Source organism: Pseudomonas sp. TE3895 (assembly GCF_056278855.1).
The window spans coordinates 2,060,710-2,072,985 of the sequence record NZ_JBWBQE010000001.1 but is presented as its reverse complement, the minus strand read 5'-3'; the positions used below and the strand labels follow the sequence as shown (position 1 = coordinate 2,072,985).

Annotated in this window: 10 protein-coding genes; 4 read left to right on the top strand and 6 right to left on the bottom strand. The window is 63.0% G+C overall.

All coding sequences use genetic code 11. From position 1 onward, the window contains the following. Positions 1-126: 126 nt before the first annotated feature. From xseA to leuA, 3 genes are all read left to right on the top strand, one after another. A complete protein-coding gene (xseA, locus tag ACZ889_RS09350) occupies positions 127-1,506 on the top strand; it encodes an exodeoxyribonuclease VII large subunit (protein WP_476257325.1) in 1,380 nt (459 codons plus the stop codon). A 3-nt stretch (positions 1,507-1,509) separates the two neighbouring features. Then, on the top strand, positions 1,510-2,337 hold the full coding sequence (locus tag ACZ889_RS09345; protein WP_012051358.1) for a M23 family metallopeptidase: 828 nt from the start codon (positions 1,510-1,512) through the stop codon (positions 2,335-2,337). Between the two features lie 422 nt (positions 2,338-2,759). Then, positions 2,760-4,433, top strand: a complete 1,674-nt coding sequence (gene leuA / locus ACZ889_RS09340) for a 2-isopropylmalate synthase (RefSeq protein WP_003255035.1) — start codon at positions 2,760-2,762, stop codon at positions 4,431-4,433. Positions 4,434-4,830: 397 nt separating this feature from the next. Here leuA and ACZ889_RS09335 read toward each other — a convergent pair whose 3' ends face one another. The 3 genes from ACZ889_RS09335 to zwf are packed head-to-tail and all read right to left on the bottom strand — an operon-like array spanning position 4,831 to position 7,698. Then, a complete protein-coding gene (locus ACZ889_RS09335; RefSeq protein ID WP_003255037.1) occupies positions 4,831-5,511 on the bottom strand; it encodes a bifunctional 4-hydroxy-2-oxoglutarate aldolase/2-dehydro-3-deoxy-phosphogluconate aldolase in 681 nt (226 codons plus the stop codon). Positions 5,512-5,528: 17 nt separating this feature from the next. Continuing rightward, on the bottom strand, positions 5,529-6,242 hold the full coding sequence (gene pgl, locus ACZ889_RS09330) for a 6-phosphogluconolactonase (protein WP_180688770.1): 714 nt from the start codon (positions 6,240-6,242) through the stop codon (positions 5,529-5,531). Then, positions 6,229-7,698, bottom strand: coding sequence for a glucose-6-phosphate dehydrogenase (zwf, locus tag ACZ889_RS09325; RefSeq protein ID WP_010952201.1), 1,470 nt, complete (start codon positions 7,696-7,698; stop codon positions 6,229-6,231). The genes pgl and zwf overlap by 14 nt, the downstream gene beginning before the upstream one ends. Positions 7,699-7,909: 211 nt before the next feature. Between zwf and hexR the strand changes: the two genes are divergently transcribed. After that, the gene (gene hexR / locus ACZ889_RS09320) at positions 7,910-8,773 is read left to right on the top strand and encodes a DNA-binding transcriptional regulator HexR (RefSeq protein WP_169774905.1); all 864 of its coding nucleotides are present in this window, start codon (positions 7,910-7,912) and stop codon (positions 8,771-8,773) included. Here hexR and ACZ889_RS09315 read toward each other — a convergent pair. The 3 genes from ACZ889_RS09315 to ACZ889_RS09305 form a co-directional block, all read right to left on the bottom strand. After that, positions 8,766-9,620, bottom strand: a complete 855-nt coding sequence (locus ACZ889_RS09315) for a D-hexose-6-phosphate mutarotase (protein ID WP_003255044.1) — start codon at positions 9,618-9,620, stop codon at positions 8,766-8,768. The two genes, hexR and ACZ889_RS09315, sit on opposite strands and share 8 nt — an antisense overlap. Positions 9,621-9,737: 117 nt before the next feature. After that, positions 9,738-11,081 carry a carbohydrate porin gene (locus ACZ889_RS09310; RefSeq protein WP_476257324.1) on the bottom strand — a complete coding sequence of 448 codons (1,344 nt, stop codon included), beginning with the start codon at positions 11,079-11,081 and terminating at the stop codon, positions 9,738-9,740. Between the two features lie 40 nt (positions 11,082-11,121). Beyond that, positions 11,122-12,276: an ABC transporter ATP-binding protein gene (locus tag ACZ889_RS09305; protein WP_003255047.1), complete on the bottom strand. Its 1,155-nt coding sequence runs from the start codon at positions 12,274-12,276 to the stop codon at positions 11,122-11,124.

The following is a 12,276-nucleotide window of genomic DNA, read 5'->3' as shown; positions in this document are numbered from 1 at the left end:
GCATGAAGTGCCGGGGCCGCGTTGCGGCCCTTTCGCGACGCAAGGCCGCTCCCACAAGGATCGGGTCAAGGCTGACAATAGGGGCAAGACAGACAACCGGGGCCGATGTCATTTATGATGCCAGCCATGATCAAAGACCCTTTCGAACGACTCGGGCTGGACCGCGAGGTCCTTACCGTCAGCCAACTCAACGGCCGCGCCCGCGTGCTGCTGGAAGACGTTTTCCGCAGCGTGTGGGTGGAAGGCGAAATCTCCAACCTCGCCCGCCCGGCGTCCGGCCACATGTACTTCACCCTCAAGGACAGCGGCGCCCAGGTGCGTTGCGCGTTGTTCCGGCAGAACGCCACGCGGGTACGCCAGGCGCTGCGCGATGGCCTGGCGGTGCGGGTGCGCGGCAAGGTTTCGCTGTTCGAGGGACGTGGCGACTACCAGCTGATTCTCGACACCGTCGAGCCCGCCGGTGATGGCGCGCTGCGCCTGGCTTTCGAGGCCCTGAAGGAAAAGCTCGGTACCGAGGGGCTGTTCAGCACCGAACGAAAGAAGCCACTGCCGGCTCACCCACAGCGCATCGGCATCATCACCTCGCCCACTGGCGCGGTGATCCGCGACATCATCAGCGTGTTCGGCCGCCGTGCCCCGCAGGTGGAGCTGAACCTGATCCCTACGGCGGTACAGGGCCGCGAAGCCATCGCGCAGATCGTACGCGCCATCCGCCTGGCCGACAGCCTCGGTTTCGATGCGCTGATTCTGGCGCGGGGTGGTGGTTCGCTGGAAGACCTGTGGTGTTTCAACGAGGAAGCCGTGGCGCGTGCCGTGGCCGCCTGCGTCACGCCGATTGTCAGCGCCGTGGGCCATGAAACCGACGTGTCGATCAGCGACTTCGTGGCTGACGTGCGCGCGCCCACCCCGTCAGCTGCCGCCGAGCTGCTGGCCCCTGACAACAGCGGCCTTCGGCAACGCCTGGATGGCCTGCAACGGCGCCTGCTGCTGCGCATGCAGAACCGCCTGACCCACGACCGCCTGCGCCTGGAGTCACTCACCCGGCGCCTGCGCCACCCAGGCGAGCGTTTGCGCCAGCAGGCTCAACGCCTGGACGACCTGGACATGCGCCTGCGTCGCGCGTTCATGCTCAACCTCAACCAGCGCCGCGAACGCCTGGCACGCCTGGACGCCCGCCTGGCCGCGCAGCATCCGGGGCGTAACCTGAAACTGCTGAACCAGCGCCTGGACAGCCTGGCCGAGCGCCTGCCACGGGCCATGCGCGAGGTGCTAAAGGACCGTCGCCAGCGGTTCCAGGCCCAATTGCAGACACTGCAGGTGGTCAGTCCGCTGGCCACTCTGGCCCGCGGATACAGCATTTTGCTGGATGAGCAAGGCCAGGCCATTCGCAGCGCCGAACAGACCCGCAATGGCCAACGCCTGACCGCCCGCCTGAACGAAGGCGAGCTGCTGGTGCGGGTCGAAGACAACCACCTGACCCCGGTCACCCTCTCACTACTGGACTGACACATGCCCCGCGTGCTCGCGCCCCTGCTTGCCCTTTCCCTGTTGCTGCTGGCCGGCGGCGCCCAGGCCAGCTACATCACCCGCACACTGAACAAACCGGTACCCGGCGGTGTGGCAGTCGTCGACCTGGGCCCCGCCGCCAACGCACCCAGCGCCCGTTTCGACGGCAAACCGGTGCTGGTGGTGAAGGAGCAGGACAACTGGCTGGCCATCGTCGGCATCCCGCTGACCCAGAAGCCCGGCACCGCAGTGCTGAACCAGGGCGGGCGCACCCTGCCTTTCAGCGTAGGCAGCAAGACGTACCCTGAGCAGCGCATCACCCTGAAGAACACGCGCCAGGTCAACCCGAACCCGGCCGACCTCAAGCGCATCGACCGCGAACTGGCCGAGCAGATCAAGGCCTACCGCAGCTTCAGCCCTAACCTGCCGAGCAACCTGGTTCTCGACAAGCCGGTCAACGGCCCGCTGTCGAGCAAGTTCGGCGTGCGCCGCTTCTTCAACGGCGAAGAACGCAACCCGCATGCGGGGCTGGATTTTGCGGTGCCGGCAGGCACGCCGATCAAGACACCCGCCAATGGCAAAGTGATTCTGGTGGGGGACTATTTCTTCAACGGCCGCACGGTGTTCGTCGACCATGGGCAGGGCTTTATCAGCATGTTCTGCCACATGTCGAAAATCGATGTGCAGGTGGGCCAGCAACTGCGTCGTGGCGAGGTGGTCGGGCGCGTGGGCTCGACCGGGCGGGCTACCGGGCCGCACATGCACTGGAACGTCAGCCTGAACGATGCGCGGGTGGACCCGGCGATTTTCATTGGGGCGTTCCAGCCCTGAACGGTGCGCTGCCTGGGCCGGCCCATTCGCGGGTAAACCCGCTCCTACAAGGGGCGGCGTACCTGTAGGCGCGGGGTTACCCACGAATGGGCCAGCACCGCTGGCATTTCTTCCATTGTGTTGCGCCATCGAAAAATACCGCGCAAAAGCAACGAAGCACTCAGCCCAATCAAGCCATAAAATCTCGCCTAATGGCTTTTTTTAAGCATTTCTCTCAATTTTCCCCGAACGCTTGCCATCCCCCACCCCACTGGTTAAGTTTGAAGGCATGAAAACCTTCAGCACCCTCATCCTGCTCCGACAACATCGCAGCCTCTGCCTGGTCAGCGCCCGACTACCAGGCTGAATCGCGTCGCCTCGCCTCTTCATATCGTTATCGCTCGGCAGGCCCGATCTCGGCCGCACACAAAAGGATTGCTTCCATGACCATGCTCAAAGACCCTTCGAAGAAATACCGCGCTTTCCCGACCATCGACCTGCCTGACCGTACCTGGCCGTCGAAGACCATCACCCAGGCCCCCATCTGGTGCAGCTCCGACCTGCGTGATGGCAACCAGTCGCTGATCGAGCCGATGGACTCGGAGAAGAAACTGCGCTTCTGGAAGACCTTGGTGCAGGTTGGCGTGAAGGAGATCGAAGCCTCGTTCCCGTCTGCCTCGCAAACCGATTTCGACTTCGTGCGCACCCTGATCCAGGACGGCCACATCCCGGATGACACCACCATCCAGGTGCTCACCCAGGCACGTGAAGACCTGATTGCCCGTACTTTCGAATCGCTGCGCGGTGCGAAGAAGGCCATCGTCCACCTGTACAACGCCACCAGCCCGTCGTTCCGCCGCATCGTCTTCAATCAGGACAAGCAAGGCGTGAAGGACATCGCAGTGAACGCGGCCAAGCTGTTCGTCAAGTACGCCGCCCAGCAGCCGGAAACCCAGTGGACCTTCCAGTACTCGCCAGAAACCTTCAGCGCCACTGAAATGGAGTTCGCCAAGGAGGTCTGCGACGCGGTCATCGAGGTGTGGAACCCTACCCCTGAACACAAGATCATCCTCAACCTGCCGGCCACCGTGGAAGTGTCCACGCCAAATATCTACGCCGACCAGATCGAGTGGTTCTGCCGCAACGTCAGCCGCCGCGACAGCGTGATCATCAGCCTGCACTGCCACAACGACCGCGGTACCGGCATCGCTGCCACCGAACTGGGCCTCATGGCCGGCGCCGACCGTGCCGAAGGCTGCCTGTTCGGCAACGGCGAGCGTACCGGTAACGTCGACCTGGTGACCTTGGCACTGAACCTCTACACCCAGGGCATCGACCCGTTGCTGGACTTCTCCGACATCGACGGTGTGCGCAAGGTGGTCGAAGAGTGCAACCAGTTGCCGGTACACCCACGTCACCCGTATGTGGGCGACCTGGTCCATACCGCGTTCTCTGGCTCGCACCAGGACGCCATCCGCAAGGGCTTCGCCAAGCAGCAGGATGGGGAACTGTGGGAGGTGCCTTACCTGCCGATCGACCCGGCCGACATCGGCCGCAGCTACGAAGCGGTAATCCGCGTCAACAGCCAGTCGGGCAAAGGCGGTATCACCTACCTGCTCGAACAGGAATATGGCATCAGCCTGCCGCGTCGCATGCAGATCGAATTCAGCCAGGTGGTACAGGGTGAGACTGACCGCCTGGGCCTGGAAATGACCGCCCAGCAGATCTACAGCCTGCTGCACAAGGAATACCTCCAGGCCAACGCGCCATACGCACTGGTCAGCCATCGCCTGCAGGAAGAAAACGGCCACAGCGCCGTGGAAGTGGAAGTTGCCGGTGAAGGCGAAACCACCCTGCACTGGCGCGGCAAGGGCAACGGCGCCCTGGAAGCACTGGTGGCCGGCCTGCCGATTGCCGTGGAGATCATGGACTACAACGAGCATGCGATTGGCGCTGGCACCAACGCCAAGGCAGCTGCCTACATCGAACTGCGCGTGGCCGGTGGCCGCCCGGTACATGGCGTGGGTATCGATGAGAACATCACCACGGCCAGCTTCAAGGCGCTGTTCAGTGCACTGAACCGCTCGCTGAGCCAGCAGGAAGCCAAGGCGGCCTGAAGCCTGGAATGAGGGATGAGAAAGCCCGCATCGTTTGATGCGGGCTTTTTTGTTGGCCTGCACTGGCCCTTTCGCGGGTAAACCCGCTCCTACAACGGCCTGTGTCCAATCACCAATGTGTGTCCACCACCGATCAGGTGTAGGAGCGGGTTTACCCGCGAATACGGAGGCCACGGCAACGGTGAACGGCCAGGGATATTGGCCAGCAGGCCCGGCCCATTCGCGGGTGAACCCGCTCCTACAACGGCCTGTGCCCCCCGGTGTATGTCCACCGCAGATCGGTGCGTAGGAGCGGGTTTACCCGCGAAAGGGCCAGCACAACCACTGCAAATACCCCAGGCAAAAAAAAAGGGGCGCCGACCAAGCGCCCCACAAGCCGTAAAGCACACAACAGTTTTCAGTTGGCGTCCAGCAGTGCCATCGCCTCGGCACTGCACGCTTCGATCCGCGCCCAGTCACCGTTCTTGATCCAGCTGCTGTCGAGCATCCAGGTTCCCCCCACGCACATCACGTTTGGCAGTGCCATGTAGTTGCGCACGTTGGCCGGGTTTACACCACCGGTAGGACAAAAACGAATGTCGCCGAACGGGCCACCAAAGGCCTTGATCGCCGCTACGCCGCCGCTGATTTCCGCCGGGAACAACTTGAACCGGCGGTAGCCCAGGGCATAGCCCATCATGATTTCGGACGGCGTGCTGATGCCCGGCAACAGCGGGATTTCACTGTCCACGCCAGCCTCGAGAATGTCCTGGGTAATGCCAGGGGTAACGACGAACTGCGCGCCCGCAGCTTCAACCGCCGCGAACATGCTGCGGTCGAGCACGGTACCGGCGCCGACACACAGCTCCGGGCGCTGCTCACGCAGCACCTGAATGGCCTTGAGGCCATGCTGTGAGCGCAGGGTCACTTCCAGGGTACGGATACCGCCAGCGGCCAGGGCGTCAGCCAGCGGCAGGATGTCTTCCTCACGAGCAATGGTGATTACCGGCAGGATGCGCGCCTTTTTGCAAATGGCGTCGATCCGCGCGGCTTTATCAGCCATCGAGAGCTTGGGCTGTGGGCGTTCAAGGGTGGTCATGACTGTGGATCCTTGGCTCATGGGCACCAGTAGATGTCCAGGGGGTCGTGAAGAAAAGCGCGAATCGGCATTTCAGTAAGGTCGTTGCCCGCCAGCGCGGCGCGCAGGGTAGCGAGTTTGCCCTGGCCTTGCACAGACAGCGCGATGAAGGCCGCGCTGGCCAGCAGCGAACGGGTCATCGACAGGCGCTGGTGCGGCACGCTCGGCGCCAGCAATGGCAGGCAGCGGCGTGGGCCGGCCGGGTCCAGGCCTGCTTCCAGGTTGGGACTGGCGGGGAACAGCGAGGCGGTATGGCCATCGTCGCCCATACCCAGCACCAGCACGTCGATCGGCGGTAGCTCGGCCAAGGCCTGGTCAGCTTTGAGCGCAGCTGCATCGAGGTTCTCCGCCTGCTGGTACAGGCCAACGAAACGGGCCTCGGCCGCTGCGCCCTTCAACAGGTGGCGGGCCAGCAGGCCGGCATTGCTGTCAGCGTGCTCCACTGGCACCCAGCGCTCATCAGCCAGGCTGACGATGACCTTGGCCCAGTCCAGGTGCTCGCTGGCCAGTTTCTCCAGGAACGGCACCGGGCTGCGGCCGCCAGACAACACCACACAGGCCTGCCCCTTGGCGGCAATCGCGGCGCGCAGGCGCTCAGCCACATCATGAGCCAAGGACACGGACAGTGCCTTGGCATCCGCCAGTTCATGAGCCTTCACGGCCGCTGGCAGTTTCAATTCAGATATCCCCATACCACGCCCTCCCATCGCGTGTGATCAGTGCAATCGAGCTCATCGGCCCCCAGGAGCCCGCCGCGTATGGCTTGGGCGCATCGCCCGCATTACGCCAGCCGGCGATCAACTGGTCGCACCACTTCCAGGCATACTCGATTTCGTCCTTGCGCACGAACAGGTTCTGGTTGCCGCGCATCACTTCGAGCAACAGCCGCTCGTAGGCATCCGGAATTCGTGCACTGCGCCAAGCATCGGAAAAATTCAGCTGCAATGGGCCACTGCGCAGTTGCATGCCCTTGTCCAGGCCCTGCTCCTTGGTCATCACCCGTAAAGAAATGCCTTCGTCCGGTTGCAGGCGGATGATCAGCTTGTTACCGATCTGCAAACGCTGTTCCGGGGCGAAGATGTAGTGCGGCGTTTCCTTGAAGTGAATGACGATCTGCGACAGTTTTTGCGGCATGCGCTTGCCGGTTCGCAGGTAGAACGGCACGCCCGACCAGCGCCAGTTGCGGATGTCGGCGCGCAGGGCGACGAAGGTTTCGGTGTCGCTCTGGGCGTTGGCGTTGTCTTCTTCAAGGTAACCCGGTACCGGCTTGCCTTCGCTGTAGCCGGCAATGTACTGGCCGCGCACCACGCTGGTGCTCAGGCCATCGCCAGTGATCGGTGCCAGGGCTTTGAGCACTTTAACCTTCTCGTCGCGGATGGCATCGGCGGACAGTTCGCTGGGCGGGTCCATGGCAATCAGGCACAGCAACTGCAGCAGGTGATTCTGGATCATGTCGCGCAGTTGGCCGGCCTTGTCGAAATAGCCCCAACGGCCCTCGATACCGACCTTTTCCGCGACGGTAATCTCCACATGGGAGATGGAGTTCTGGTTCCACTGGGTTTCGAACAGGCTATTGGCGAAGCGCAGGGCAATCAGGTTCTGCACCGTCTCTTTGCCCAAGTAGTGGTCAATGCGGTAGACCCGGCTTTCAGGGAAGAACCGCGCCACGGCATCGTTGACCCGGCGCGACGACTCCAGGTCGTGGCCAATAGGTTTCTCGAGCACTACCCGGGTGCGCGCAGCCAGCCCGACCTTGTCGAGGTTTTCGCAGATGGCCCCATACACCGCCGCCGCCGTGGCGAAGTAGGCGATCAGCGGCAGCTCGCCCGGCAGTTGCTCGGCCAAGGCCTGATAGCCCTCGGGCTGAAGGAAGTCCAGGTGCTGGTAATTCAGGCGGGCGAGGAAGCGCCCCAGCGCAGCAGGCTCGATATCTGCCTCGGGCACGTGCCGGCGCAGGTGGGCTTCGATGCTGTCCAGGTGCTCCTGCGCGCTGCCGACCTCACGGGCGAGGGCCAGCAGGCGGGTGTCCGGGTGCAACAGGTTGGCCCGGTCGAGCTGGTAGAGCGCAGGAAACAGCTTGCGCAATGCCAGGTCGCCGAGGGCGCCAAACAGGGCAAAGGTGCAAGGTTCGACACTGATTGCAGCCATGATGTTGGTTCTTTCCTAAAGTTGGTCTAGGAATACCGCTTTCACACACGGTTTTCAAGGGATAATGTAGTAAAAACCACAACATTACACACAAGTGTTACAGACAAGTGGTACGCCAACCGCACCGACAGTACGATAGACGACCGTGCAAAAAGCCTGCTGCTCACACAGCCGGCTGTCTTCCCGACCCAAGGACACACCCATGGACCGCGTGCGAAACCTCCTGGAACAGATCCAGGGCCGCCTCGACGAGCTGAACAAGGCCGAACGCAAAGTCGCCGAAGTCATCCTGCTCAACCCGCAACAAGCCACCCGGTTCAGCATCGCTGCGCTGGCCCAGGCAGCCAAGGTCAGCGAACCGACCGTCAACCGCTTCTGCCGCTCGTTCGGCGTCAGCGGCTACCCCGAGCTCAAGCTGCAACTGGCGCAGAGCCTGGCCAGTGGTGCCGCCTATGTCAGCCGCGCGGTAGAGGCCGACGATGACCCGGCCGCCTACACCCAGAAGATCTTCGCCAGCGCCATCGCCTCGCTTGACAGCGCCTGCCAGCAACTGGACCCGCAGCAGGTCAGCCGCGCCGTGGACATGATGATCCAGGCCCGGCAGATCCACTTCTTCGGCCTCGGCGCCTCAGCCCCAGTGGCCCTGGATGCGCAACACAAGTTCTTCCGCTTCAACCTGGCCGTGTCGGCCCACGCCGATGTGCTAATGCAGCGCATGCTGGCCTCGGTCGCCCACACCGGCGATCTGTTCGTGATCATTTCCTACACCGGGCGCACCCGCGAACTGGTCGAAGTGGCGCGCCTGGCACGTGAAAACGGCGCTTCGGTGCTGGGCCTGACCGCCGCAGGCTCGCCACTGGCCAATGCTTGCAGCCTGAGCCTGCACATTCCGCTGCCGGAAGATACCGACATCTACATGCCGATGACCTCGCGGATCATCCAGCTGACCGTGCTCGATGTACTGGCCACCGGCATGACCCTGCGCCGCGGCGTGGACTTCCAGCCCCACCTGCGCAAGATCAAGGAAAGCCTCAACGCCAGCCGCTACCCGATCGAGGACGACGAACTCAACTGAGCCGGTGCGCCTGCAAACGCAGGTGCGCACGCTGCCCAGGCGCCAGGCTCAGGCCTTCACCACTGCCGCTGGTCGCCTCGACGCAGACAAAACGCTGCGACTCGCGGCCAGTCACCCCCATCAGCGGGCGATTGCCAGGGTGCCAGACCACGGTGTCGTCGCTGTCACCGGTGTCGATGCACAGCTCGCGCTGCCAGGCCGGGTCCTGCAATTGCACCCGTGGCGTACCGGGGTAGACCTTCTGGCAGCCGCCCTTGAGCTTCAGCGCGCCATCTTCACGGCAAGCCTGACGGTTGAGGCGGTCGTAACCCTCGATGTCTTCCAGACCAGACAGCGCTATCTCGGACACGTCACTGATGCGCCAGTACGCCAGCAGTGCATGGCTCAACTGGCAGGGTTCGCTGTCCTGATGCTCGGTGCTCAGGCTCAGTTCCATGCGGCTACCCAGCCGGGCGTGCAGGTCGACCTGCCAATCGCACAGGTCCAGCCGCCATTTCAGGGTCACGCCCTCCTCGTCCTCACGGCTGTCCACCAGCTTCCAGTCCAGCAGCCGCGCCCAACCATGGGCCGGCCACAGGTCTTCGCTGGGATGACGGCCATACCAGGGCCAGCACACCGGCACACCACCCCGGATCGCCCCAACCTGCGGCCACTGTTCGGCGCACCACAGCCACGGCCGTTCACCCGCTGGTTGAAAGTGCAACAACTGCGCGCCCTGGCGGCTGAACACCGCCTGGCAACGGGGGTGATCGATGATCAGGACATCGCGCTGCTGATAACGCTCCCACTCGAATGTCGGCCGGGGCCGCTGCGAGGAGAAGAAGCGATGGAGCGGATGTTCGGGCATGGTTCAGAGCTCTTGTTGTTTGAGATAGCGCTGTCTCGGCCTATCCCCAACACCCACTGCAGACCAGTGGGTGCCGGGAACCGAAAATGGATTGGCGTAAATTTACAACAAGTTGACTCAGAATGACGACTGAATCTTCAAGCCAGCGACCAGCGCGTTATCCACCTCGTCCACCCCACCAGGGCTCTTGATGTACTGCAGGTTGGGCCTCACGGTCAGCCAGTTGGTAACGTGGAAGCCGTAGTAGAGCTCTGCGTTGTATTCGGTACGCTGCAGCGGTACGAAACCAGGGTTGTCGTAATCGTTGATGGCGCTCTGTGCGTTGAGCAGTTCGGCGCGCTTCTTCACGTCGTCATTCACATGAATTCGCGCCACGCCGAAGCCGATGTCATCCTTGGGCCGGGCGTCGAAAGCGCCTTTGTAGACCAGCCCCACCTGCTGGTAGTTGTCGACCACGTTGGTGGCCTTGTCGTGCACGGTGAAGTTGGCGAACAGGCTGAGGCCACGGTTGACGTCGCCGCCATGGGCAGTGACCTGCTGCTGCGCCACCACCCACCATCCATGCTTGCTTGAGTGCGACTTGAAGGCTTCACCGGTCAGCCCCTGCGGGTTGCCGTTGACGTCGTCGTACACATCGTCAGCCTTGGCCGTGCTGTAGTAGTAGCCCAGGCGGTACTCGCCCGGCAGGCCATTGACCTTGGGCGACCACACCGCTTCCACCGGCAGGATCGCCCCCTTGGTACCGCTACCGCTCAGCTTGAAGCCGTTGCCGGTTTCCAGGTTGGAGGGGTTCTGCTCGAAGGCCCCGACCTGCACGAAGAACGCCGGGGTGATGTTGTACTTCACACGCAGCGCCCACTGGCTGACCGGCCAGTTGTACCAGATGCCGCCCACCCAGTTGCCCACCTGCGAGCCGCAGAAGGCCAGGTTCTGGAAGTCGCAAGGGAAGCTGTTGAAGTCCTCGCCCTCGCCAAAACGGCCAAATTTCACGTCCAGCGCGCCGTCGAAGTACTTCTGCTTGATCCACATCTGGGTCAGGCGCCAGGTCTGGCCACGGCCCCACACCTCCTGCACCGAGCTGAACTGCCCGGCGCGTGGGTCGCTGATGCGGTCGTTGGACAGGTTGCGACCGCTTCGCTCGGTGATCGCCAGCTTGAACTCGGCATCATGCCAACCCAGTATCTTCTGCAAGTCCAGATGCGCGCCGAGGGCGAACTGGTCGCTGTAGCGTGCTGTCTTGTCGTCGTTGTAGCCGCCATGCAGGTTGCCAGCCACCTCACCCACATAATCGAGGGTGAAGTCATAGCCCTTGTCCAGCAGCTCGGTCCGGGTGCCGCCCCAGTCGCCGGTCATCCATTTGGATTCGCTGGAAAAAGCCTCGGCAGCCTGTGTACCGCTGCTGCCTACAAGTGCAAGCAAGGCCAGCGATCCCAGTGTCTTGATGCGTTTGCGCTGTTCCATCCCTTTGCGTCCTCTTTTTCTTATTGATGGTGTAGACGAGTCAACGGCCTTTGAAGTGAGCCACGTTGTCCTTTGCGGTTGCGCCAGTGCTGGCCAGGTGCAGGCGCTCGCCATTGGCAGCGTCGAACAGCAGCACCCGGGCCGGGTCGAATTGCAGGTTGAGGGTGTCCCCCACCCGGCACGCCACATCTGGCGCCAGGCGGCAGCACACCTTGGTCTGGTTGAGCGTGACGAACACCAGCAGGTCCGGCCCGGTGGGCTCTGTGACCTGCACCTCGGCGCGGATAGCCGGCAAACCATTGCCGTCAGCAGCGCCCAGGGCGATCTGCTCAGGGCGGATGCCGAGGATGATCTCGCGCCCCTCAAGCGCGTCAGCAGCCTCCCCCAAGGGAAGTTCGCAGCGCGCCTGGCCGCTGTCGAGCAGCGCCAGCAAGCGGCCATCCTGCCTGGCCAGACGCACCGGAATGAAGTTCATTGGCGGCGAACCGATGAAGCTGGCCACGAACTGGTTGGCCGGGTCGTTGTAGATCTGCTGCGGGGTGCCGAACTGCTGGATGATGCCGTCCTTCATCACCGCCACCTTGTCGCCCAGGGTCATGGCCTCGATCTGGTCATGGGTGACGTACACCGTGGTGGTCTTCAGGCGCTGGTGCATCAACTTCATTTCAGTGCGCATTTCGACCCGCAGCTTGGCATCGAGGTTGGACAGGGGTTCATCGAACAGGTAGATCTTGGGTCGCCGCGCCAGCGCCCGGCCCATGGCCACACGCTGCTGCTGGCCGCCGGACAGCTGCGCCGGCTTGCGCGCCAGCAAGTGTTCGATCTGCAGCAACTTGGCCACCCGCGCCACTTCCTCGTCGATGGCGGCCTGGGGCAACTTGCGGATCTTCAGGCCGAACTCGATGTTCTCGCGCACGCTCATGGTGGGGTACAGCGCATAGGACTGGAACACCATGGCGATATCGCGGTCCTTGGGGCTCATGCCACTGACGTCCTGCTCGTCGATGAGGATGGCGCCGCCGGTGATCTGCTCCAGGCCGGCGATACAGTTCATCAAGGTCGACTTGCCGCAGCCCGACGGGCCCACCAGGATCAGGAACTCGCCGTCCTTGATCGACAGCTGGATGTCCTTGAGGGTATCCGGCAGGCCGCTGCCGTAGGTCTTGTTAACATTGCGAAGTTCGAGCGTTGCCAT